Origin of the sequence: Aeromonas sp. s5 (genome assembly GCF_040907865.1) — a bacterium.
Classification (GTDB): domain Bacteria; phylum Pseudomonadota; class Gammaproteobacteria; order Enterobacterales; family Aeromonadaceae; genus Aeromonas; species Aeromonas dhakensis.
Genome location: NZ_JBFOCO010000023.1, coordinates 310,889 through 333,189 on the forward strand (window position 1 = coordinate 310,889; position 22,301 = coordinate 333,189).

At 62.9% G+C, this 22,301-nt stretch carries 18 protein-coding genes; 5 read left to right on the forward strand and 13 right to left on the reverse strand.

Annotation, left to right across the window (positions count from 1 at the left end; genetic code table 11):
- Positions 1 to 4 precede the first annotated feature (4 nt).
- The 4 genes from AB5Y94_RS14195 to AB5Y94_RS14210 all read right to left on the reverse strand — a co-directional run bounded on the left by AB5Y94_RS14195 (position 5) and on the right by AB5Y94_RS14210 (position 8,065).
- Positions 5 to 4,888 (reverse strand): PAS domain S-box protein, encoded by a 4,884-nt coding sequence (locus tag AB5Y94_RS14195; RefSeq protein ID WP_368205887.1) that lies wholly within the window; start codon positions 4,886 to 4,888, stop codon positions 5 to 7.
- Positions 4,889 to 5,139: 251 nt separating this feature from the next.
- Complete coding sequence (locus AB5Y94_RS14200) at positions 5,140 to 5,907, reverse strand: class III extradiol ring-cleavage dioxygenase (protein WP_017765719.1); 768 nt, start codon at positions 5,905 to 5,907, stop codon at positions 5,140 to 5,142.
- A gap of 373 nt (positions 5,908 to 6,280) precedes the next feature.
- Positions 6,281 to 6,751 (reverse strand): FKBP-type peptidyl-prolyl cis-trans isomerase, encoded by a 471-nt coding sequence (locus AB5Y94_RS14205; protein ID WP_010633350.1) that lies wholly within the window; start codon positions 6,749 to 6,751, stop codon positions 6,281 to 6,283.
- 159 nt (positions 6,752 to 6,910) lie between these two features.
- Positions 6,911 to 8,065 carry a sodium dependent phosphate pump gene (locus AB5Y94_RS14210; protein WP_010633351.1) on the reverse strand — a complete coding sequence of 385 codons (1,155 nt, stop codon included), beginning with the start codon at positions 8,063 to 8,065 and terminating at the stop codon, positions 6,911 to 6,913.
- Between the two features lie 248 nt (positions 8,066 to 8,313).
- Between AB5Y94_RS14210 and AB5Y94_RS14215 the strand changes: the two genes are divergently transcribed.
- The gene (locus AB5Y94_RS14215) at positions 8,314 to 8,694 is read left to right on the forward strand and encodes a hypothetical protein (protein ID WP_043171522.1); all 381 of its coding nucleotides are present in this window, start codon (positions 8,314 to 8,316) and stop codon (positions 8,692 to 8,694) included.
- Positions 8,695 to 8,781: 87 nt separating this feature from the next.
- Here the strand turns inward: AB5Y94_RS14215 and AB5Y94_RS14220 are convergent, their stop codons facing one another.
- The 6 genes from AB5Y94_RS14220 to AB5Y94_RS14245 all read right to left on the reverse strand — a co-directional run bounded on the left by AB5Y94_RS14220 (position 8,782) and on the right by AB5Y94_RS14245 (position 15,236).
- Positions 8,782 to 10,125, reverse strand: a complete 1,344-nt coding sequence (locus tag AB5Y94_RS14220) for an APC family permease (RefSeq protein WP_005303054.1) — start codon at positions 10,123 to 10,125, stop codon at positions 8,782 to 8,784.
- On the reverse strand, positions 10,125 to 10,274 hold the full coding sequence (locus tag AB5Y94_RS14225; RefSeq protein ID WP_005303052.1) for a hypothetical protein: 150 nt from the start codon (positions 10,272 to 10,274) through the stop codon (positions 10,125 to 10,127). Before AB5Y94_RS14225 ends, AB5Y94_RS14220 begins: the two co-directional genes overlap by 1 nt.
- Before the next feature lie 358 nt (positions 10,275 to 10,632).
- On the reverse strand, positions 10,633 to 11,976 hold the full coding sequence (locus AB5Y94_RS14230; protein ID WP_005303048.1) for an APC family permease: 1,344 nt from the start codon (positions 11,974 to 11,976) through the stop codon (positions 10,633 to 10,635).
- Positions 11,973 to 12,098: a hypothetical protein gene (locus AB5Y94_RS14235; RefSeq protein ID WP_005303046.1), complete on the reverse strand. Its 126-nt coding sequence runs from the start codon at positions 12,096 to 12,098 to the stop codon at positions 11,973 to 11,975. The genes AB5Y94_RS14230 and AB5Y94_RS14235 overlap by 4 nt, the downstream gene beginning before the upstream one ends.
- Positions 12,099 to 12,333: 235 nt before the next feature.
- Positions 12,334 to 13,623 (reverse strand): 4-aminobutyrate--2-oxoglutarate transaminase, encoded by a 1,290-nt coding sequence (gabT, locus tag AB5Y94_RS14240; RefSeq protein WP_124250655.1) that lies wholly within the window; start codon positions 13,621 to 13,623, stop codon positions 12,334 to 12,336.
- Between the two features lie 149 nt (positions 13,624 to 13,772).
- Positions 13,773 to 15,236, reverse strand: a complete 1,464-nt coding sequence (locus AB5Y94_RS14245) for an NAD-dependent succinate-semialdehyde dehydrogenase (RefSeq protein WP_368205888.1) — start codon at positions 15,234 to 15,236, stop codon at positions 13,773 to 13,775.
- A 310-nt stretch (positions 15,237 to 15,546) separates the two neighbouring features.
- Here AB5Y94_RS14245 and puuR point away from each other — a divergent pair, with 310 nt between their 5' ends.
- The gene (gene puuR, locus AB5Y94_RS14250) at positions 15,547 to 16,161 is read left to right on the forward strand and encodes an HTH-type transcriptional regulator PuuR (protein ID WP_017782011.1); all 615 of its coding nucleotides are present in this window, start codon (positions 15,547 to 15,549) and stop codon (positions 16,159 to 16,161) included.
- A gap of 51 nt (positions 16,162 to 16,212) precedes the next feature.
- A complete protein-coding gene (locus tag AB5Y94_RS14255; RefSeq protein WP_095592324.1) occupies positions 16,213 to 17,490 on the forward strand; it encodes an FAD-binding oxidoreductase in 1,278 nt (425 codons plus the stop codon).
- A gap of 75 nt (positions 17,491 to 17,565) precedes the next feature.
- Here AB5Y94_RS14255 and AB5Y94_RS14260 read toward each other — a convergent pair whose 3' ends face one another.
- Positions 17,566 to 18,066 carry an SRPBCC domain-containing protein gene (locus AB5Y94_RS14260; protein ID WP_005303036.1) on the reverse strand — a complete coding sequence of 167 codons (501 nt, stop codon included), beginning with the start codon at positions 18,064 to 18,066 and terminating at the stop codon, positions 17,566 to 17,568.
- A gap of 183 nt (positions 18,067 to 18,249) precedes the next feature.
- Here AB5Y94_RS14260 and AB5Y94_RS14265 point away from each other — a divergent pair, with 183 nt between their 5' ends.
- Together AB5Y94_RS14265 and AB5Y94_RS14270 are read left to right on the forward strand one after the other, a co-directional pair.
- A complete protein-coding gene (locus tag AB5Y94_RS14265; RefSeq protein ID WP_041203688.1) occupies positions 18,250 to 18,672 on the forward strand; it encodes a GNAT family N-acetyltransferase in 423 nt (140 codons plus the stop codon).
- Between the two features lie 402 nt (positions 18,673 to 19,074).
- Positions 19,075 to 19,485 carry an H-NS family nucleoid-associated regulatory protein gene (locus tag AB5Y94_RS14270; RefSeq protein ID WP_005303032.1) on the forward strand — a complete coding sequence of 137 codons (411 nt, stop codon included), beginning with the start codon at positions 19,075 to 19,077 and terminating at the stop codon, positions 19,483 to 19,485.
- Between the two features lie 570 nt (positions 19,486 to 20,055).
- On the opposite strand, the gene AB5Y94_RS14275 is transcribed toward AB5Y94_RS14270, so the two are convergent.
- Both AB5Y94_RS14275 and AB5Y94_RS14280 read right to left on the reverse strand, forming a co-directional pair.
- Positions 20,056 to 21,162 carry a 3-deoxy-7-phosphoheptulonate synthase gene (locus tag AB5Y94_RS14275; protein WP_368205890.1) on the reverse strand — a complete coding sequence of 369 codons (1,107 nt, stop codon included), beginning with the start codon at positions 21,160 to 21,162 and terminating at the stop codon, positions 20,056 to 20,058.
- A gap of 257 nt (positions 21,163 to 21,419) precedes the next feature.
- Complete coding sequence (locus AB5Y94_RS14280) at positions 21,420 to 22,226, reverse strand: siderophore-interacting protein (protein ID WP_017780719.1); 807 nt, start codon at positions 22,224 to 22,226, stop codon at positions 21,420 to 21,422.
- Positions 22,227 to 22,301: the final 75 nt, after the last annotated feature.

Below are 22,301 nucleotides of genomic sequence, written 5' to 3' on the forward strand. Positions count from 1 at the left end.
TCCATCATTGGTTGACGCACAGGGATTTCCCCAACTTGAGGGCGGCGTCGAACTCCAGATTCTCGATCAGGCCGGCAAACTGGTGAAAGGCGGCGTGCAACTGCGGCGGCGTCTTGGGCGCCAGGGCCTCGGTCAGCTCGACCGCCGCCAGATTGCCATCTTCCAGCAGCGTCAGGATGCGCTGCATGGCCTCCCGCCATTCGGCGAGGGACAAGGCATCATCGGCCGGCGGTGCGGTGGTATCGGGGGGCGGGGCGAAGGTTTTGTCGAGGCTCTCCAGGCTGAGCCGCACCGTCTCCTGCAACAGCTGCAGCCAGCCGGCGTCAGCCAGCAGCGCTGCGGCCTGCGACTGGTCGGCGTGGAGCAGGGCCTGCTCCTGCGCCTTGGCCAGGGTGGCCAGTCGGCAGGCCCCCATGGTGCTGGCACTGCCCTTGATTGCGTGCAATATGCGACAGGCCTCCGTGACCTGGCCAGCGGCGATGGCCTGGTGCAAGGCCTCCAGCTGTTCTGCCATGTCGGGGCCGAACAGGCCCAGGATCCGTTGCAGCAGCTCGATATCGTTGTCAAAACGCTGGCGTATGACGGATTCCGCTTCCAGCAGGGCTTCGCTGGCTGCGGGGGACGGGGGCTGGGCAAGGGCTGGCTGGCCAGCCTTGCCAAGCTGGGCCAGCAGGGTGGAGACCAGCTGTTCGAGGGCAATGGGCTTGCCCACATGCTCATTCATGCCGGCAGCCAGGCAGAGCTGGCGATCCGCTTCCGAGGCGTTGGCGGTCATGGCGATGATGGGCAGGTTGGCAAACTGCGGGTGGGCCCGGATCTGGCGGGTGGCCTCCAGCCCGTCAATATCCGGCATCTGCATGTCGATCAGCACGGCATCAAACGAGGGGGCTTGCTGCAACACCATGGCCACCCCGTCCCGCCCGCATTCGGCCAGCAGCACCCTGGCCCCTTCGCAGCTCAGCAACTCGCAGGCAACCTGGCGGTTGAGCAGATTGTCCTCCACCACCAGCAGGGTGAGACCACTCAGCCGGCGGGTGTGCTGGGCAGGGAGAGCGGGCGCGACGTCCTGGCCATGGAGGGCCTGATAGATGGCCTCTGCCAGCTGCTTGGGAGTCACGGGTTTGGTCAGCAGACTGACGAAGGGGGTGGCGCCCGACTGGTGCGACTCGGTGAACACCTCGTGGCCGTAGGCGGTGACCATGATGACTCCGGGGGCTGGGTCTTGCCCGGCCTGTAGCCGGATCTGGGCGGCGGCGTTCAGTCCATCCATGCCCGGCATGCTCCAGTCCATCAGCACTATGTCGAAGGGACGGCCCAGGGCACGGGCCTCGCCGACCCGGCGGACGGCTTCTGCCCCCGAGTGGACCAGCTCGGCCTGCCAGCCGAGCTGCAGCAGGGTGCGTTGCAGCAGCTCTGCCGCCAGCTCGCTGTCATCGACCACCAGAATGTAGGGTGGCGGTGCCATGTCCGGGCAGGCCTCCTTGAGAGACTGGGGGGCGGCCTGTGCCAGGGTGATGTCGAACCAGAAGCGGCTGCCACGGCCAGGTTCACTCTCGACCCGCAGCTCTGCCCCCATCAGCTTGAGCAGGCGTTTGCAGATCACCAGCCCCAGTCCGGAGCCGCCGAAGCGACGGGTGGTGGAGGCCTCGGCCTGGGTGAAGCTCTCGAAGATGCGCTCCAGCTGGTGGGCGCTGATGCCGATGCCGCTGTCGGTGACGGCCACGCGGATGGTGACCGTCTGCTCATGGCGGGCCAGCAGCGCCATGGTGATCACCACTTGGCCCTTGATGGTGAACTTGAGGGCATTGCCCGCCAGGTTGGTGAGCACCTGCTGCAGGCGCATGCTGTCACCGATCAGGAGATTGGGCAGATGGGAGTCGATATCGAACATGACTTCGATCTCTTTCTGGCGCTGGTTGCCGTCCAGTACGATGGCCAGGTCCCGCATCAGCAGCTCGATGTCGAAGGGGTGCAGGTCGAGCTGCAGCTTGCTGGCCTCGATCTTCGAGTAGTCGAGAATATCGTTGAGCAAGCCCAGCAGGGAGTTGGCCGCAGAGTGCGCCTTGACCACGTAGTCGAGCTGGCGGGCGGTGAGCTCGGTGTACTGGATCAGCTGCAACATGCCGAGCACGGCGTTGAGGGGGGTGCGGATCTCGTGGCTCATGTTGGCGAGGAAGGAGGACTTGGTCTGGCTGGCGGCATCTGCCTGCTCCTTGGCATAGAGCAGACGGGACTCCAGCTCGGTCTGGGCAGTGATGTCACGGTTGAAGCCGATGACGCGCAGCGCCTGACCGCTGCTGTCCCGCTCCACCTTGGCCCCGGCCTGGATCACCCGGTGATCGCCGTTGTCCTGCATCACCCGAAAGATGGGGTCGTAGATGCCGGTGCCGGCCACGGCGCGGTTCAGGCTGGCGGTGGTGGCCGCCAGATCGTCCGGGTGCACCCGGTTTGCCCAGTGCTGGTAGTTGAGCCCCTCCTCCCTGAGCGTCAGCGGCAGATCGTAGAGCTCGAACATGCGGTTGTTCCAGCTCAGGGCGTTGCTGCCGAGCTCCCATGACCAGATCCCCAGCTCGGCCACGTCGGCCGCCATCTGCAGCTGATCGCGGGTCGACAGGATCTCGTTGCGCTGGGCCAGCTGCTGGGTCATGTCGGTCATGATGCAGACGAACATGCTGGAGCCTGCAGCCTGCATCCGGCCGATCGACATCTGCAGCGGGAACTCGCTGCCATCGCGCCGCCGCCCGATAAACTCCCTCTCCATCAGGGCGGCCAGCTGGCTGTCGCTGAGGGTGCCGAGGGGGGCCTCACCCAGCGCGTACTCATCGCTGCTTTGCAACAGGGTCTGCACCTGTCGGCCCTGGATCTCGCCGGCCTGATAGTCAAAGGCGGTCTGACCGGCCGGGTTGAGGGAGTGAATGCGGCCGTCAGGATCCATGGTCATGATGGGGTTGACGGCGGTGTCCAGGATGGCGCGGGTGATCTCGAGACTCTCGGCCAGCTTCTTCTCGGCCGCCTTGCTGTCGGTGATGTCCAGGCCGATGCCAAGGTAGCCCTGACTGTGCCCCTGTTCATCACGGATGGCGGTGATCACCAGGGTGACGGGGAAGCGGCTGCCATCCTTGCGCACATAGGTCCACTCCCGGCTCTCCGCCCCTTCCCGTTCCGGCTTGTAGACGAACACCTGGAAACCGCTGATCTGCTCGCCATATTGGGCGCTGAGCTCGACACTGCGGGCCTGCATCTCGTCGCGGGTGTGGAAGATGCCGGGGGTCTCCTTGCCGACCACGTCGGCGGCACTGTATCCCAGCAGCTGCTCGGCCCCCTCGTTGAACAGGGTGATGGTGCCCTCCAGATCGGCCGCTATGATGGAGATTGCCGAGGCTGAGCGCAGGACGTTGCTCAATAACACGTTGATCTTGCTCAGCTCAGCCGTGCGCTCTGCCACCTGATGTTCCAGATTGGCGTTGAGCTCCAGGATCTTGGCCTCTGCCTGTTTCTGGGCCGTGATGTCCCGGATGGTCTCTGAGGTGCCGACCAGCTTGCCCCTATGGTCATAGATGGGGGCGATGGAGATGGAGAGATCCAGCAGATGGCCGTCCCTGTGCCGACGCCGGGCGGAGAAGCTCGGGATCCGGACGCCCTGCCTGAGGTCGGCGAGCAGCGCTTTCTCGCTGGCGCTGTCGTGATCCGTCTGAAACAGCGCACTGTCGGTACGGGTCAGCGCCTCGCCGGCCGGGTAACCGAACAGATCTTCGGCCCCTTTGTTCCAGCTTACGATGACGCCGCTCAGGGTCTTGGCGATGATGCCGTCACTGGCACCGGCCACGATGGCGGCCAGCCTGGCCTGTTCCTCAATGAGTTGCAGACGTTGCTGTTGCCCCTGGGCCCGCATGCGCGCAAGCAGGGTGAGTAGCAAAGTGAAGAGGCCGCCGGTGAACAACACCACATAGGGGGAGGTCTGGTTGAGCTGCGCCACGAACAGGGGGTGGGCGTCGAGCCTGATCTGCCAGCGGCGGCCATGAATTTCCCGCTCGGCGGCTCTGGACATGGTGATGTGGTGCGGATTGCGCGACTCATGGTCGATGGCACTGGTATAGAAGGGCTGGATATGCCGGGGGTCGGTCACATCGATCAGTCTGATGTGAAAGGCCGGGCTCTCCAGATGCAGGGCGTCCAGCAACTCTTCCATCAGCAAGGGGGTATAGCTCCAGCCAAACCCGGCGGCCTCTCGCTCCTCGGGAGTCGCTGGAGTGGTCACGGTGCGGTAGATGGGCATCAGCATCAGAAAGGATTGCCTTGGCTTGCCCGTGGCCTGTACCAGGGTGATGGGGGGCGTCAGCCGTACCTCGCCGCTGCGGATAGCGGCGAGGGCCGCCTCACGGCGCGAGGGCTCCGAGGCGATGTCCAGCCCGATGGCCGCCTTGTTGCGTGATAGCGGCTCGATAAACTGGATGATGAAATGTTCACCCCGATAGGGCGAGAGCAGCTGAAGGGTGAAACCTGGCCGCCCATCTCGTCGGGCGCGCTGGATGAAGTCGTCGAGATCGGCATCCTTCACTCGCCTGATGAAGCCAAAACCCCGGGCACCGGGGAATTCACTGTCCACATCCCTGGTCAGGCTGTAACGAACGAAGTCCTCGTTGTTGAAGGCGTGTTCGCCGGCGGTCAGGATGGCGCCACGTACCCCTCTGAGACCGTACTGATACAGATCGAGTCGCGCCTTGACGGTATCTGCGACGTGCTCCGTGGCAGCCGTGATGCTGGCTTGCACCTGCTTGTCATTGCTGTAATGGAGGAGGAGGGTGCCGAGCAGGGAGAGCAGCAGGCCGATGAGCAATACCAGGCCTGCACTGCGGTTCAACCCTAAAAAGGGGTGGTGATTGCGCAAGCTGAAGCCTCCTTGCCTCGCTGATGACGTAGAACACACCCGATGTGACGATTCTGCCGTTTTGGCCAGAGTAGCGTTAATGCATTGAAAGTAAACCCTGATATCCCGCAATCAAAACACAGAGCGCAAATGACGGCGCTCTGTGTTGGTTCAAAGTGGTATCAAATGGGTTGCAACATAACTTAGCACTGATCGCAGCCACTTGTATCCGATTCTCCTGCTCTACGCCTTGGCCTGAACGGCAGCCGCGTCTATGCAAAGCGGTAGGAGCCCATGTAGAGGCTGCCGCCATCCCAGCTGTCGTGCAGTTTGACCGGCTTGTCCTGGCCGGCGGCGCCGAGTGCCACGAACAGCGGGCGCAGGTGATCGTCGTGAGGGTGGGATTCCACCGCCCCCGGCGCGCGGGCGCGGTAATCTTCCAGCGCCGCTCTGTCACCCTCGGCCATGGTCAACTCCAGCCAGTCGACGAAACTGCGGGCCCAGCCCGGCACCGGCGAGTTTTCCGGCCCCAGTGCCCGCAGGTTGTGGGTGATGGCGCCGGAGGCCAGGATGCCGATCCCCTGGGCACGCAGCTGCTGCAGCGCCTCCCCCAGCTGCCACAGCTGGCGCGGGGTGAAGCTGGCCGGGATGGAGAGCTGCACCAGCGGGACGCTGCTGGCGGGATCCATCAGCGAGAGCGGCGACCAGACCCCGTGATCCAGCTCGCGGCGCACCGGCTCGGCGGGCAGGCCCGCCAGCAGCAGCTGGTCACTCACCGCCTCCTGCAACCAGAGCGGGCTGCTGGCCGGCCAGCGGATGTGATAGAGCGGCTCGGGGAAGCCGTAGAAGTCGTACATCAGGGCCGGATTGGGCTCGACGTTGATCTGCAGCTCGCTGCGGGTAAACCAGTGGGCCGAGATGACCACCAGCCCCTTGAGATCGCCAAGGCGCAGATTTTTGAGGAAATGGGTCGCCGGCTGGTCGCGCAGAACCAGATCCGGGGCGCCATGGGAGATGAACCAGACGGGGGCGATAGACATGACAGACTCCATATGCGTTGTACCGGTGCCAGGGCACCGAAAACGGTGGGCCAGGGCGACATGCCGCTGACGATATGGTCATTATCTGCCCCGAAATGTTAGTTAACAATCCGGCTTTATGAATAAGCACTCTTCACTATTGGTTGATAGTGATGGGTGGGAAGGAGGAGAGATCACCAATAACAAGGCCGGCGCAGTGGCCGGCCCTGGGGGAGATGGCAGGCGACAGGCCTGCCATCAACAATTTACTGAATACCCAGCAACTCCACATCGAAGATCAGCACGGGCGCTGGGTGGGATCTGGCCGGTTTACTGAATACCGAGCAGTTCCACGTCGAAAATCAGCACGGGCGCTGGGCGGGATCTGGCCGGTTTACTGAATACCCAGCAGCTCCACGTCGAAGATCAAAACGGATCCCGGCGGGATCTTGCCGGCGGCGCGATCGCCGTAGGCCAGGTTGGCGGGGATGTAGAAGCGGGTCTTCTCCCCTTCCACCATCAGCTGTACCCCTTCGGTCCAGCCCTTGATCACCTGGTTGAGGCCGAACTCGATGGGCTCGCCGCGGGCGACCGAGCTGTCGAAGACGGTGCCGTCCAGCAGCTTGCCCTCGTAGTGCACCTTCACCTTGCTGGTGGCGGTGGGGTGAACGGTGCCGCTGCCCGGGGTCAGTACTTCATATTGCAGGCCGGAGGCGGTGGTGGTCACCAAGGGTTTTTCCTTGTTGGCGGCGAGGAACTCGGCCCCCTTGCGCACATTCTCTTCCGCCAGCTTCCTGTTGTTGCTGCTCGAGTAGAAGTAGTAGGCGACGCCGGCAACCAGCAGCGCGATCAGAACGAGTTTCATCGGGTATCCCTATGTCGTGAAATGCCGGGAGGGCAGTGAGTGCGGCATCTTATCCCAGCCGGGGCGTCAGGGCGAGCCGGGGCGGGGCAGGATGTGACTGGACGGGCAAATGAGCAGGGGGAGGCGACTGGCGCCTCCCCCTCGTCGTCAGGGCGGTCGTTACTTGGCGGCCACCATCATCAGGGCGGGCAGGGCGAAGAAGAGGCCCGCCACGTAACCGAGCGCCAGCAGCTTGTTCTCGCTGCCGACCCGGGCCAGCCCCTCGGCCGCCTTGACCGGCAGCTCGCGCAGGAAGGGCACCCCGTAGATGAGCACCACGGCGAACAGGTTGAACAACACGTGCACCAGGGCGATGGTCAGCGCCAGCTTGGCCCCGGCACCGCTGATGGCGGTGGCGGCCAGCAGGGCGGTGATGGTGGTGCCGATATTGGCGCCCAGGGTGAAGGGATAGAGCTGACGGGTGCTGAACACGCCGCCGCCGGCCAGCGGGATCATCAGGCTGGTGGTGGTGGAAGAGGACTGCACCATGACGGTAACCAGGGTGCCGGAGGCGATGCCGGTCAGCGGGCCGCGGCCCAGCGCCTTGTGCAGCACCTCTTTGGCACGGCCGACCAGCACCCGTTGCAGCACCTTGCCGAGCCAGGTGACGCAGCCGAGGATCAACAGGATGCCGATGACGATGGTGGCGATGGCCGGCCCTTTGCCCGGCAGGAAGGCCACCAGGTCATCGATGAAGTTGAGGGCCGGGGAGATGAGGGGCTTCATGAAATCCATCCCCTTCATCGACATGTCGGCGGAGCCTACCAGCAGGGTGGCCAGCGCCTCGGCACTCTTTTGCAGCAGACCGAACATCAGCTCCAGCGGCAGGAAGATGAACACCGCCAGCAGGTTGAAGAAGTCATGCACGGTGGCGGCGGCAAAGGCGCGGCGAAACTCGCCCCGATCCCGGATATGGCCGAGGGAGACGATGGTGTTGGTGATGGTGGTGCCGAGGTTGGCGCCCATCACCATGGGAATGGCCATGCCGATGGGCAGGCCGCCAGCCACCAGACCGACGATCACCGAGGTGACAGTGCTGGAGGATTGCACCAGCGCGGTGGCCAGGATGCCGAGCAGCAGGGCGACGAAGGGGTTGTTGGCAAAGGCGAAGATCTGGGCCGCGCCCTCGGCGCCGCCGGAGAAGCCCTTGAAGCCGTGGGAGACGGCGCCGACGGCAACCAGGATCAGGTAGATCAGGGTGATCACAGCGAGCCAGTTGAACAGTGGGCCAGTACGACGGGTCTGCTGTTGTGCAAAAGATGGGGTGCTGTGCATGAAGCCTCTTGGGACAGTCTGCTTGAAAATGGACGGGCGCATTACAGCAGGGCTCCATGACAGAAATATGACAAAGTGACACTTTTGTGATGATTTGATGACATGGCCGGGTGGGGAAGATGGGACAGAAGGTGTCGGACTGGGCCGGGATCTCGCCCCGTTTGGCTGCGAATGTGTCTGGCGGCTTGCAGCCGGGGGACAGGGCGTTATGCTGCGGCCTTCCTTATCTCAACCAGCGTGGTGTTGTTATGCGTGCATGGGTGTTGTGTCTGTCCCTGGGTCTGCTGTCTGTCGGTGCCCAGGCGAGCGTGTTGAAATCCGAGTGCAACCTCGACAAGGCAATGAAGAACGAGGCGCTCAATGCGACCCTGGGGGTCAAGGGGCGCTGTGATACCGACAAGCTGGTGCGCCAGCAGAAAGAGAAGGCCGGGGCCGAGGTGAAGAAGCACACCACGGATGTGCTGGAGAAGAAAACCGCCGGCCTCAAGGAGGGCAAGAGCCAGCTGCAGGGGACCCAGCAGAAGGTCGATCAGGCCGGTCAGCAGCTAAAGCAGACCCAGCAGGATGTGAAGGCGGTGGCCAAGGATCCGCTCAAGGCGGCCGCCACCGCGGTGATCAACCAGGGTTGAGCCCGGCTGCCGCGAGGGCGGTGATCAGATGACGTGCACGAAGAAGGGGAGCCATGGCTCCCCTTCTGCTTGGTTGGCGCTGGCCGCTTACTGCGAGTCGGCCGCCTCTTCGTACTGACGGAAGGGGATGCGGAACACCGCGAGGCGCAGGAACAGGTAGGTGACGCCGAGGCCGGCCCAGATCAGGCCCAGCTCCAGCGAGCTCTGCTCCAGGTTGATCCAGAGCGCGCCTATGGTGGCGGCACCCAGCAGCGGCAGCAGCAGGAACAGCAGGTGCTCCTTGAGGCTCTTGTTGCGCTTCTCGCGCACCCAGAACTGGCCGATGACCGACAGGTTGACGAAGGTGAAGGCCACCAAGGCACCGAAGTTCACCAGCGCCAGCGCCATGTCCAGATCGAACGACACCGCGGAGAGGGCCAGGGCACCCACCATCAGCACGTTGATGGCCGGGGTGCGGTATTTCGGGTGGATGTAGCCGAATACCCGCTCCGGGATCATCCGATCGCGCCCCATCACGTAGAGGATGCGCGACACGCCGGCGTGGGCGGCCATGCCGGAGGCCAGCACGGCTACCGTGGTGCACACCAGTACCACGCTCTGGAACAGGGTGCCGCCGACGTAGAGGGCGATCTCCGGCAGCACGGCGTCCGGCTCCTTGAAACGGGCCAGATCCGGGAAGTAGAGCTGCAGGAAGTAGGAGACGGTCACGAAGATGATGCCGCCGATGAGCGCGGTCAGCACGATGGCGCGCGGGATCACCTTGCCGGCGTTCGGGGTCTCTTCGGAGAGCGAGCTCAAGCCGTCGAAGCCCAGGAACGAGAAGCAGAGGATGGTCGCGCCGGTGAACAGCGGCACCATGCCGGCTGACTCGAAGTGGAACGGACGGCTGCTCAGCAGGGTCGCCGCCCCTTCACCCTGATAGATGCCCCAGCCCATCAGACCGAGGAAGACGGTGATGATGGCCAGCTGGATGAAGACGATGACGCCGTTGAAGTTGGCCACCAGGTTGATGCCGCGCAGGTTGAGGAAAGTCATCACGGTCACCAGACCGAAGATGAAGATCCAGGGCTCGACGCCGGGGAACATGGCGGTCAGGTAGATCTTGGCCAGCAGGATGTTGATCATCGGCATGAACATGTAGTCGAGCAGGGATGACCAGCCGACCATGAAGCCGATGTAGGGGTTGAACACCTTCTGGGCGTAGGTATAGGCAGAGCCCGCGGAGGGGAACTTGCGCACCAGGTGGCCGTAGCTGATGGCGGTCAGCAGAATGCCGCCGAGCGCCAGCAGATAGGCGGTAGCGACGCGGCCTTCGGTAATGTCACCGACGATGGCGAAGGTATCGAATACCGCCATGGGTGTGAGGTAAGCCAGACCCATCACCACTACCTGGAAGAGGGTGAGCGTCTTGAGCAGCTTGGCACCGGCCATCACGCTTTCTCCTCTGTGATCGCCAGGTCGGCGAAGGGGGACGGGATCAGGGACGCAGCGCGTCGCTGGACACAGGGGGCGCCGGTCTGTGGCACAGACAAGTGGCGCACGCCGGCGGGGACCGGCAGGAAAGCAATGAAATGCCCCATGTATTTCCTCACAACGTCGGGAGATTGCCTGGCAATCTCGGTATCAATTCCGGTACAAAGTCCGGCCTCTTGGTGAATGTGGTTTACCCCTTAAAAACGAAGAACCGATGTTGCAAAAAACATCGGCTCTCAGGGGCGGCGTATTGTGCCCTCAGGGGGGGGGAGGACACAAGAAAAAATGCCCCCGTCAGGGGATTTTGTTGACCTGGGGCAGGTCTGGGTTGAGCCCCCGGCTGGCAGCCTGTGCTGACAGGGGCGCGAGCGGAGCCGCTCTGGCGCGAAGGGTGCTGTCACGGCGGGTGAACAGGGGTAAAAAAACGCCCGCGAAAGGCGGGCGCAGTAGTCATGAAAAGGGGGCTCAGGAGGCGTCGGTTTCCGGCCGTCGCAGCTGGACCCGGAACACGGTGAGGCGCAGCAGCAGATAGAGGGCGCCGAGGGCGGCCCAGATCAGCCCCAGCTCGAAGGAGGCCGGCTCCAGGTTGAGCCAGAGCACGCCGATGCAGGCGGCGCCACACAGGGGCAGCAGCAGGAAGATCAGGTGATCCCGCAGCGTCTTGTTGTGACCGAGCTTGACGTAGAAGTGGGCAATCACCGCCAGATTGACGAAGGTGAAGGCCACCAGGGCGCCGAAGTTGATCAGTGCCAGCGCCATTTCCAGATCGAACGACACCGCCGAGAGGGCCAGGATCCCCACCAGCAGCACGTTCAGCGCCGGGGTCTGCCAGGTCGGGTGGATATAGGCGAAGAAGCGGCTCGGCAGGGCGCGATCCCGTCCCATCACGTAGAGCAGGCGCGACACGCCGGCGTGAGAGGCGAGCCCCGAGGCCAGCACCGCCACCGTGGTGCAGACCAGCACTACCGCCTGGAACAGCTTGCCGCCCACATAGAGGGCGATCTCCGGCAGCACCGCATCCGGTTGCTGGAAGCGGGAGATGTCCGGGAAGAACAGCTGCAGGAAGTAGGAGACGGAGATGAACAGCACGCCGCCGATCAGCGCCGTCAGCACGATGGCGCGGGGGATCACCCGATCCGCGTTCGGCGTCTCTTCCGACAGGGTGGTGATGGCGTCAAAGCCGAGGAACGACAGACAGAGGATGGAGGCGCCGGTGAGCAGGGGGGCCACCGCCATCTGATCGGAGAAGAAGGGACGGCTGCTCGCCACCGTGCCGAGCCCCTCGCCATGGTAGACACCCCAGGCGATGAGGCCGATGAAGACGGCGATGATGCTGAACTGCATGATGACGATCAGGCTGTTGAAGTTGGCCACCAGCTTGATGCCGCGCAGGTTCAGGAAGGTCATGACGGCGGCCAGCCCCAGGATGTAGGTCCAGGGTTCCACGCTCGGGAACAGGGCCTCCATGTAGATCTTGGCCAGCAGCATGTTGATCATCGGCATGAACATGTAGTCGAGCAGGGAGACCCAGCCCACCATGAAGCCCACGTAAGGGTGGAACACCTTCTGGGCATAGGTGTAGGCGGAGCCTGCCGAGGGAAACTTGCGTACCAGGTGGCCGTAGCTCATGGCGGTGAACAGCATGCCGATGAGGGCGAACAGGTAGGCGGTGGGCACATGGCCTTCGGTGATTTCGGTGACGATGCCGAAGGTGTCAAACACCGCCATGGGGGTCAGGTAGGCCAGACCCATGATGACGACGTGCCACAGCTTCAGGCTTTTTTTCAGGCCGACGGGTTGGGCATTCATTGTGCTTTCCCCTCAATCCGGGCCGAAGGGATCAGGCTGACGGCATCAACCTGGGCATAGGGGGCGCCAGCAAGGCGGCGCAGACCGGCGCGGGCCGGCAGGAAAGCAGTGAAATACCCCATGGTGTTCCTCACTAGAGAAGCGGGTGTCGTGAGATGGCAACCCATCTCGCTATCTTTTCCGGTCGGTTCCGGCCTCGTTGTGGATTTGTTTGCCGCAAAAAAAGAACCTGACTCAGCAAGTGGTCGGTCCTTTTACGCGGCGGCGCATTGTGCATTCGTGTTGCCCCCTTGACAAGCATATCAAGGGGGCAAAAACGCATTTTTTTGCACTAATGGGCGAATGCTCTGTTTCAGATCAGGCGTGAGCCGCCTGCAGGGCCTGTTCAAGCAGGGTCAGCCCCTCCTCGATGATGGCCGGCGAGGCCGTCAGCGGCGCCAGGAAGCGGATGACGTTGGCACGCACGCCGCAGGCCAGTAGCACCAGCCCGCGTTTGCCCGCCTCGGCCACCAGTCGCTTGGTGAGGTCGGCATCCGGCTGGTTTGCATCGCGCTGCTTGACCAGCTCCATGGCCACCATGGCGCCGGGGCCGCGGATGTCGCCGATGCAGTCAAAACGCTCGGCCAGCTGCTGCAGGCGCGCCTTGATCTGCTCGCCCTGGGCCTGGGCCTGCTGGTTGAGACGCTCCTCTTCGATCACCTCCAGCACCGCCAGGGCGGCGGCGCAGGCGATGGGCGAGCCGGCGTAGGTGCCGCCCAGGCCACCCGGCTTGGCGGCGTTCATCACCTCCGCCTTGCCCACCACGGCGGAGAGCGGGAAGCCGCCGGCCAGGCTCTTGGCGAGCGTCATGATGTCCGGCTCGATGCCGCTGTATTCGGTGGCGAAGGTCTTGCCGGTGCGGCAGAAACCGCTCTGGATCTCGTCGCAGATGAGCAGGATGCCGTGCTGATCGCACAGCTGGCGTAGGCGCTGCATGAAGCTGGCGGAGGCGGGGTAGAAGCCCCCTTCACCCTGCACCGGCTCGATGATGATGGCGGCCACCCGGGTCGGTTCGATATCCGAGCTGAAGCAGAGATCCAGCGCAGCCAGGGCATCGGCCTCGCTCACTCCCAGATAGTCGCTCGGGAAGGGCAGGTGATAGACCTCCCCCGGGAAGGGGCCGAAGCCGGTCTTGTAGGGCACCACCTTGCCGGTGAGCGCCATCCCCATCATGGTGCGGCCGTGAAAGCCCCCCTTGAAGGCGATGGTGCCGCTGCGGCCGGTGTGGGCGCGGGCGATCTTGATGGCGTTCTCCACCGCCTCGGCACCAGTGGAGAGAAACAGGGTGCGCTTCGGGGTGGGGCCGGGCACCAGGGCATTCAGTTTTTCCGCCAGCTCGATATAGCCGGGGTAGGGGGTGACCTGGAAGCAGGTGTGGCTGAATTTTTCCAGCTGCGCGCGTACCGCGGCCACCACTCTCGGGTGGTTGTGGCCGGTGTTGAGTACGGCGATGCCGGAAGCAAAATCGATGTAGCGGTTGCCCTCCACATCCCACAGCTCGGCGTTTTGCGCCCGCTCGATAAACACCGGCAGCAGGGTGCCGACGCCGTTGACCACGGCCGCTTCACGGCGCGCTTGCCACGCCTTGTTTGATGCTGACTGACTCATCTTTCCTCCCTGAGGGGCCGGGGGCCCCTGTCTCAATGTGGCGAGGCCCCCTTGGGAGCACTCACTTCGTCCTTGTGAATTGATATGGCTGCGCCGGCGGGTGGCAGGCCCCTGTTGCAGGCCCGGCCGTCGGCGCAAGATGTGACTGCCTAGCGGATGCCGCCAAAGCAGAGGTACTTGGTCTCGAGGTACTCCTCCAGCCCCTCGGCCGCCCCTTCACGACCCAGGCCCGACTCCTTGATGCCACCAAAGGGGGCCAATTCGGTCGAGATGATCCCCTCGTTGATGCCAACCATGCCGTATTCGAGCTGCTCGGCCACCCGCCAGACGCGGGCGATGTCGCGGCCATAGAAGTAGGCGGCCAGACCATAGGGGGTGTCGTTGGCCAGGGTGATGGCCTCGGCTTCGGTCTCGAAGCGCACCAGTGGCGCGACCGGGCCGAAGATCTCCTCCTGCAGGATGGGGTTGGTTTTATCCACCTTGCCCAGAATGGTGGGCTGGTAGAAGAGCGGACCGGCGGGATGGGCTTCGCCCCCCAGCAGCAGCTCGGCGCCGGCGGCGGTGGCCTGTTTGACCAGCTCGGCCACCTTGCTGGCGGCGGCCGGGTTGATGAGCGGGCCTATCTGGGTGCCTTCGCTCATGCCGTCGCCCACCTTGAAGGCCTTGACCGCGGCGGTGAGCTTCTCGGCGAAGGCGTCGTAGATGCCGGCCTGCACCAGGATACGGTTGGCGCAGACACAGGTCTGGCCGGCGTTGCGGTATTTGGAGGCGAGCGCCCCGGCGATGGCGGCGTCGAGATCGGCGTCGTCAAACACGATGAAGGGGGCGTTGCCGCCGAGCTCCAGCGACAGCTTCTTCATGGTGTCGGCGCACTGACGCATCAACAGCTTGCCGATGCGGGTGGAGCCGGTGAAGGAGAGCTTGCGCACCGTCTTGTTGTTGCACAGCTCGTTGCCCACCGCCGCGGCCTGATGGCTGGTGACGATGTTGATGACCCCGGCCGGGATGCCTGCCTGCTCCGCCAGCGCCGCCAGCGCCAGGGCGCACAGCGGGGTCTCGGCGGCTGGCTTGATGACGATGGTGCAACCGGCGGCCAGCGCCGGGCCCGCCTTGCGGGTGATCATGGCGATGGGGAAGTTCCAGGGAGTGATGGCGGCGACTACCCCCACTGGCTGCTTGATGGTGGCCAGCCGGCGATCGCTGGAGAAACCCGGGATGGTGCGGCCGTAGGCGCGTTTACCCTCTTCCGCGAACCACTGGATGAAGCTGGCACCGTAGGCCACCTCCCCCTTGGCCTCGGCCAGCGGCTTGCCCTGCTCGCAGGTCATGATGCGGGCCAGCTCCTCCTGGTTGGCCATGATGAGTTCGAACCAGGCGTAGAGCCGGTTGCTGCGCTCCTTGGCGGTGAGCGCCGCCCAGCCCGGCTGGGCCGCATGGGCGGCGGCGATAGCGCGGCGGGTGTCGCCCTCGTCCATGTCGGGTACCTGGGTGATGACCTGGCCGGTGGCCGGGTTGTGCACCTCGAACCGGTGTCCGCCGCCGGCTTCGCACCAGCGACCATCTATATAGGCAAGGGATTTGATCAGGGAGAGTGCGGGTTGTGATGCTGACATAGATAGCAAGCCTCGATTGTGGGTCAGGGGGCCGGCTCATCCTGTGCCGCCACCGTATAGAATAATAAGCACAGGAAGACCATAAATTGAGCTGAAATGTTTTTCAAGTGTTAAATATATTTGAGTAAACTGTGTGTCGCGTGCTAGAAATGGAGCTGTTGGAGCGATTTTACCGGTTTCTGTGGTGCAGGGTGTGCAAAATAATGAACGGAATGCACTGTGCAGGATAACAAACAGGTCGGTCGGATTGACTCGCTATTTTAACCGGGGCCGCCAATGGCTCCTACCAGGCATACAGGGAGGTGGCCGAATGCAGCAACCACAGGGCGAGACGCGCTGGCAGTCCATGACCGACAACCCGCTGGCGCAGAATACCCAGGCGCAGAGCATGGGGGAGCGGTTGGCCGCCACTCGCCGCCGGCTGGGGCTCTCCCAGCGGCGGGTGGCCGAGCTGAGCGGGCTGACCCATGGCGCCATCTGCATGATAGAGCAGGACAAGGTGAGCCCGTCGGTGGCCTCTTTGCAAAAGCTGCTCAGCGTCTACGAGCTGCCGCTGTCGCGCTTCTTTGCCGAAGAGGAGGTGGCGAGCACGCCGAGCGTGGTGATCAGGGCCGAGCAGCTGATCGAGCTGGGCAGCCAGGGGGTCTCCATGAAGCTGGTGCACAACGGCAACAACCGTCGCCAGCTCGGCTTCATGCTGGAGACCTACGCCCCCGGCACCGACACCGGCGGCCAGGTCACCCACCTGGGGGAGGAGGTGGGTACCGTGCTGGAGGGGTCGGTGATCCTGACGGTGGCGGGCCAGACCTATCAGCTCAGTGCCGGGGACAGCTACGTGATCGACACGGGCGAGCCCCACAGTTTCAGCAATCCGTCGGGGCAGGTCTGCCGTATCGTCAGTGCCCACACCCCGGCCAACTTCTAGTGTCGAGACATCGTCTCGTTTGGGAAAAGAACTTGTAAGGAAACAGGGATCATGACCGAACATGTAAACAGTTACTACGCAGCCAGTGCCAACCAACACGCGCCCTATCCGACGCTGACCGAACAGCTGGAGTGCGACGTCTGCGTCATCGGGGCGGGTTATACCGGCCTCTCCAGCGCGCTGCATCTGGTGGAAAAGGGCTATTCGGTGGTGGTACTGGAGGCGGCCCGGGTGGGTTTTGGCGCCAGCGGGCGCAACGGCGGCCAGATCGTCAACTCCTACAGCCGCGACATCGACACCATAGAAGCGAATTGCCCGCCCGAACAGGCCAGGCTGCTCGGTTCCATGCTGTTTGAGGGGGGCCAGATCATCCGCGAGCGGATCAAGCGCTACAACATCCAGTGTGATCTGCAGGAGGGCGGGGTGTTCGCCGCCGAGACCGAGAAGCAGCTGCACGAGCTCAAGGCGCAGAAGGCGCGCTGGGAGAAGTGGGGCAACGACAAGCTGGAGCTGCTCGATGCCGACGGCGTACGCGAGGTGGTAGCGAGCGATCGCTACGTCGGCGCCCTGCTCGACAAGAGCGGCGGCCACATTCACCCCCTCAACCTGGCGCTGGGGGAGGCGGAGGCCATCCGCTTGCAGGGGGGCAAGATCTTCGAACAGTCCGCCGTCACCAGCATCACGCCGGGTCAGCCTGCTTTGGTCAAGACCGCCAAAGGGGCGGTGAAGGCGCGCTACGTGGTGGTGGCCGGCAACGCCTATCTCGGCAACCTGGTGCCCGAGCTCGCCGGCAAGAGCATGCCCTGCGGCACCCAGGTGATCGCCACCGAGGTGCTGGGGGAGGAGCGGGCCCGCTCGCTGCTGCCGCAAAACTACTGCCTGGAAGATTGCAACTATCTGCTCGACTACTACCGCACCTCCGGCGATCACCGGCTGATCTATGGCGGCGGCGTGGTCTATGGGGCGCGGGATCCGGCGGACATCGAGCGGCTGATCATCCCCAAGATGCTCAAGACCTTCCCCCAGCTGGCTGACGTCAAGGTGGAATTCACCTGGACCGGCAACTTCCTGCTCACCCTGTCGCGGCTGCCGCAGTTTGGCCGTATCGGCCACAACATCTATTACATGCAGGGCTACAGCGGCCATGGCGTCACCTGTACCCATCTGGCGGGCAAGCTGCTCTCCGAGGTGTTGAGTGGTCAGGCGGAGCGCTTCGATGCGTTCGCCAAACTGCCGCACTACCCCTTCCCGGGTGGTCGCCTGTTCCGTATTCCCTTCACCGCCGCCGGCGCCGCCTGGTACACCCTGCGCGATCGGCTGGGGGTGTGAATCGGCCCGTGCCGGGCTCACCATCAAGGAAAAAGAAACACCGCCAGCTGGCGGTGTTTTGCTTTCTATGGGCGCTTATTGGGCCAGGGATTTCAACTGCTGCTTGTCCGGCGGGTTGTTCCAGTCGATGGGGCCATGGGTGAAGCGGTACTGCAGGCGAGGCAGGCTGGTCTCCAGCCACTCATCCCGAAAATAGGCGTAGCCCTGATCCCAGTCCGGGTCGTTGGCCCAGCCGGTCTGCAGGAAGTAGAGTCGGGTGCCCTGACCTTCCGGCACGAAGCGCAGGCAGACCTGGGTCTTCTGTTGGCGGATATGGGGCAGGGAGGGGGGAAAATTCCAGCTGAAACTGAGCAGGTCGTGGGGCATGACGGCCATCACCCGGCAACCTTCGCTGCCACGCTCGCCCAGCGGGGCATCGGGTCTGAAATAGATTTCGAAGGGACCATTCGGTTCCGGCACCATCAGGCACTCCGGCGCCAGAAAACTGCGCAGGCCGCTTTCGGTTGTCCAGGCACGCCAGACGTCGTCGATATGGGCCGGAACAAAGATATTGCCTTCTATCTGCTTGTTATCCATAAATCAGCGAGCCTCAAAACATCCATACACGGGACTCAGGCAGTATAGTCCCATGGCTCATGAAATGGACAGAGGTGTGTCACACCCCTGCCATCGCGGCGGCGTTATTCTGTGCCGGCGATTTGACAGGGCCCCCGTGTTCCATGGAGAGTGGGGTGGTACTCATATGACAGGGACAGTTTGATGATCAGAGCCATGCGAGAGACGGATATTCCCCAGTTGGCGCAGCTGTTTTTGAAAGGGCGGCGCCAGACCTTTCACTGGGTCGATCCTGCCCAGTTCCGGCTGGAAGATTTTGACGAGCAGACCCGGGGCGAGCAGATCTGGGTGGCTGAGCAGGGGGGGACACCCTGCGGCTTCATCTCCATCTGGGGCGATGAGAGCTTTGTGCACCACCTTTATGTCTCGGCCGACTGGCATGGCCAGGGCATGGGACGGGCCCTGCTGAATCAGGGGCTGGCCCCCTTCAACAAGCCTGCATCCCTCAAGGTGGCCATCAACAACACGGCGGCGCTGGCGTTTTATCACCGGCTGGGTTGGCAGAACACGGCTGAAACCGGCCACTGCGAGATCACCGGCCCCTGGCGGCGGCTGATCCTGGAATAAGCCGGTTTACCATGTCCAGTTTGCCTATTCGCACCGGAGAGGTTGCCGGCAGCCATCGCCGGCAATATATAGTGTCAATTGTCTACCTAGAGTCTCGTGTGAGTGGCGGAAAAATTAACAGCCGTGGCTAATTGTAAAAATAGCTGGCATCACCTGCCGGAAAATATGACAAGCTGTGCCGGATCTATTTGCCATGCGTTACATGGGGGAATTGCATGGTAAACCATCTTGCAGGCGGGCCAATGAGTAATGGCTGAATAAAGTGGCCGCTATATTCAGCCAGAACTTTTTTGTTAAGAAAGTGACAGCTCTTATAAAAACATTATGTTGTTCTCAAACTGCCGTGCTATTCTCAAGCTGTGTTATCCCTGTGACAAACAAAAATAATTCTGTGAGGAAGTAATGAACGAGTTTCTGAAAGTTCTGCTGAACATTCGCAGCCTGCGTGCGGCCATCCGTGAATTGCCGTTTGAACAGCTGCAAGAAGCAAAAGAGAAGTTCGATCTGGTATATAACGAGCGCGCCGATTCTGTTGAACAGGAGCGTGCCGAGCAGGAAGAGCGTCAGCGCAAGCTGAACGAGTTCACCGAAATGCTGCAGCAGGCTGGTATCGATCCCCGTGAACTGCTGAACAGCGCTGCCGCCCCGGCTGCCGCTGCCGGCGCGACCAAGAGCAAGCGTGCTCCGCGTCCTGCCAAGTACAAGTATCAGGAAGATGGCCAGGAGAAGACCTGGACCGGTCAGGGCCGTATGCCCAAGGCCATTGCCGAGCAAGTTGCGCTGGGCAAGGATCTGAATGATTTCCTGATCTGATCCCTGAGGGTCGATCATGAATGATGCCGCCCATGAGGCGGCATTATTATTTGTGTTCATTGAAAGCCGCCCCTGTCAATTCCCCATGCTGTTTTATCCGACTGATTTTTGTCGCATGACAATCGCATGATCTCACCCCTATTTGTTGCCGCCTGATTGAACGATTAATTTGCAGTCGGCTGGTTTTTTCATCACCGACATCGTTTTTATGGTGTGACTGGCAGCCTTCTTCTCCTCCTGTTGCTGGACTCATATAGCCCGTCAAGTATTAGGTAGGTCATTCCAGGACGATACCATCGGCATTAAGAGATCGCCTGTTTCTGGCGCCTTGCCTCTCCCCTTGGTTGTGCCCATGGCATTAATCGGTCTGCTCACTGTCAGCGACCTGATTGGACGAACCACAGCGTATTACCCCGGTTGTTTTATTGCGGCAGGCGCCGGATACCTGCGCACTTTTTATGGGAAAGAGATGCCCTGGGCATTTAATCGGTGGTATGGCGGAGGGATTGGAAAAGGAGAGTGGGGAAATAATAAGGCTCCCGTTACGGGAGCCTTATTCACCCTATGGATTCAACTTGCCAGCTGGGCCGGCCAGCGAACAGGGTCCTGCCGGGGCTGTCCCGGATATTGGCGGCGCCGCTCGACGGCATCCGCCAGCATGGCGAGCAGGGTCTGGGTATCATCCCAGCAGAGGCAGGCATCGGTGACCGACTGGCCGTAGACCAGTTCGCTTAGAGGGGCCGGTTTCTGGCTGCCGCCCTGCAGGAAACTCTCGACCATGACGGCGGCGATGGCGTCGCTGCCTTCTGCCAGCTGGCGGCAGAGCTCCCCCGCCACCCGGATCTGGTTCTTGTGCAGCTTCTGGCTGTTGCCATGGCTGCAATCCACCATCAACAGAGGGGGGAGCCCCTGCCGTGCCAGTCGCTCGGCCGCCTCTTCCACGTCGCTCTGGTGGTAATTGGGGAGGGTGCCACCGCGCAAAATGATGTGGCCGGCCGGGTTGCCTTCACTCTTGATCACCACCATGCCGCCCTGGCTGCCGGGGGCGGTAAACAGGTGGGAGGCTTCGCTCGCCTGAATGGCATCGATGGCCACCCGGATGTTGCCGTCCGTCCCGTTCTTGAAGCCGACGGGGCAGGGCAGGGCCGAGGCCAGCTGCCGGTGAACTTGCGACTCCGTGGTGCGGGCACCGATCGCCCCCCAGCTGATGAGATCGGCCAGGTAGAGGAAGCTGGTGGTATCGAGAAACTCGGTGGCAGTGGCCAGCCCCAGCTGGTTGATGTCGAGCAGCAGCTGGCGCGCGAGCCGCATGCCGTGGTTGATGTCGTTGCTGCCATCCAGATGGGGATCGAACACCAGCCCCTTCCAGCCCACCGTGGTGCGGGGCTTCTCGAAATAGGTGCGCATCACTATCTGCAGCCGATCCTGATAGGCGTGGGCCAGCGAGGCCAGCCGTCTGGCATAGTCGAGGGCGGCGAGGGGATCGTGGATGGAGCAGGGGCCAATCACCACCAGCAGGCGATCGTCCTCTCCTGCCAGGATCCGGCGAGCCTGCTGGCGGTGCTGGTCGATCCGGGTCGCCAGCTCGGCGGGACAGGGATGAAGTGCCAACAGGTCGGCAGGAGTGGGGAGTGCCTCCACCGCGAAGGCGCGCATTACCGAGTTTAAAACTGCCATCTGGATTACCTTGCTGTGCATAGGAGTGAGTGACGTGCACTCCACACCGGGACCCGGACGGGAGCTGCAATGGGGCGTCATCACCTGTTATTGTTGAGAGTGATTATCATTATCTTGTTGTCGGCCGCAAATGCAAGCACAACCGAGTGGCACACCAGAATGGGGGGAGAGCGCCGGCGGGCAAGGCCGCTCCAATGGCAATCAAGCCCATGACCGGCAGGCCATGGGCTTGATATTTCAGGACAAAATCAGCTGATTCAGCTGTCCATCACGTCGTGACGGGCATGGTGATAGGCCTCTTCATCCTTGCCGTGGCGCCAGTAGGGCACGGCGTAGACCCGGGTGCGATCCACCTCGAGCGTGCGCCGTACGTGACGGCGCATGGGGACCACCAAGCCCTCTTCCCCGCCAAACCAGAAGTAGCTCTGTTGCTCCTCCAGCGGCAGGGCGGTGAAGTACTCCACCAGCGGCGCCGTCTGCTCGGGGGTGCCGACAAACCAGCGCAGGCTTACCCCGGCGGGCAGCGACAGATCCTGCACATCTTCCTGATAGGGCACCAGCAGGGCGATGTGGCCGCGGGCATCGGCAGGCATCACCTCAATCATGGCGCTGATGGCGGGCAGGGCGGTGAGATCCCCCACCATGTAGTAGTAACTGGCCGGTTGCAGCATGGGATCCGGGCCACCCGGGCCCGAGATGGCCAGCAGATCGCCGGGCTTGGCCTGGCTGGCGAAACGGCTGGCGGGGCCGCCATCATCGTGCAGGGCGAAGTCGATATCCAGCTCCAGCGCCTCGCGGCGAAACGCGCGAATGGTGAAGGTGCGCATGATGGGACGCTGGCTCGGATCTTCCCAGCGCGGCCCCTGCGGGGTGGGTGTGGGCAGCACGGCATGGGCCTGGCCCGGCTGGGGCAGCATGATCTTGATATGGGCGCCGCCACAGGTGAAGGGGTAGTCAGCGAGCTCCGGGCTGGTCAGGCAGATCCGGCGCAGGTGCGGGCTCACATCCTGAATGTGCTTGACCGTGAGCAGGCGGGGGCGGTTGACCGGGGCGGACTGGGACATGGGCATACTCCTGACTGATAATGGCGCCCATTCTTCATTAAATGAAAATTATTATCAATTGGTTTGTGTGACAGA

Bases quoted from the DNA above. Each gene is read 5' to 3' on its own strand.
- AB5Y94_RS14280 (WP_017780719.1), bottom strand. From the start codon at position 22,226: ATGTCCCAGTCCGCCCCGGTCAACCGCCCCCGCCTGCTCACGGTCAAG.
- AB5Y94_RS14265 (WP_041203688.1), top strand. From the start codon at position 18,250: ATGATCAGAGCCATGCGAGAGACGGATATTCCCCAGTTGGCGCAGCTG.
- gabT (WP_124250655.1), bottom strand. From the start codon at position 13,623: ATGAGTCAGTCAGCATCAAACAAGGCGTGGCAAGCGCGCCGTGAAGCG.
- AB5Y94_RS14235 (WP_005303046.1), bottom strand. From the start codon at position 12,098: ATGGGGTATTTCACTGCTTTCCTGCCGGCCCGCGCCGGTCTGCGCCGC.
- AB5Y94_RS14200 (WP_017765719.1), bottom strand. From the start codon at position 5,907: ATGTCTATCGCCCCCGTCTGGTTCATCTCCCATGGCGCCCCGGATCTG.
- AB5Y94_RS14210 (WP_010633351.1), bottom strand. From the start codon at position 8,065: ATGCACAGCACCCCATCTTTTGCACAACAGCAGACCCGTCGTACTGGC.
- AB5Y94_RS14230 (WP_005303048.1), bottom strand. From the start codon at position 11,976: ATGAATGCCCAACCCGTCGGCCTGAAAAAAAGCCTGAAGCTGTGGCAC.
- AB5Y94_RS14215 (WP_043171522.1), top strand. From the start codon at position 8,314: ATGCGTGCATGGGTGTTGTGTCTGTCCCTGGGTCTGCTGTCTGTCGGT.
- AB5Y94_RS14275 (WP_368205890.1), bottom strand. From the start codon at position 21,162: ATGGCAGTTTTAAACTCGGTAATGCGCGCCTTCGCGGTGGAGGCACTC.
- AB5Y94_RS14225 (WP_005303052.1), bottom strand. From the start codon at position 10,274: ATGGGGCATTTCATTGCTTTCCTGCCGGTCCCCGCCGGCGTGCGCCAC.
- AB5Y94_RS14255 (WP_095592324.1), top strand. From the start codon at position 16,213: ATGACCGAACATGTAAACAGTTACTACGCAGCCAGTGCCAACCAACAC.
- puuR (WP_017782011.1), top strand. From the start codon at position 15,547: ATGCAGCAACCACAGGGCGAGACGCGCTGGCAGTCCATGACCGACAAC.
- AB5Y94_RS14260 (WP_005303036.1), bottom strand. From the start codon at position 18,066: ATGGATAACAAGCAGATAGAAGGCAATATCTTTGTTCCGGCCCATATC.
- AB5Y94_RS14270 (WP_005303032.1), top strand. From the start codon at position 19,075: ATGAACGAGTTTCTGAAAGTTCTGCTGAACATTCGCAGCCTGCGTGCG.
- AB5Y94_RS14245 (WP_368205888.1), bottom strand. From the start codon at position 15,236: ATGTCAGCATCACAACCCGCACTCTCCCTGATCAAATCCCTTGCCTAT.
- AB5Y94_RS14220 (WP_005303054.1), bottom strand. From the start codon at position 10,125: ATGGCCGGTGCCAAGCTGCTCAAGACGCTCACCCTCTTCCAGGTAGTG.
- AB5Y94_RS14205 (WP_010633350.1), bottom strand. From the start codon at position 6,751: ATGAAACTCGTTCTGATCGCGCTGCTGGTTGCCGGCGTCGCCTACTAC.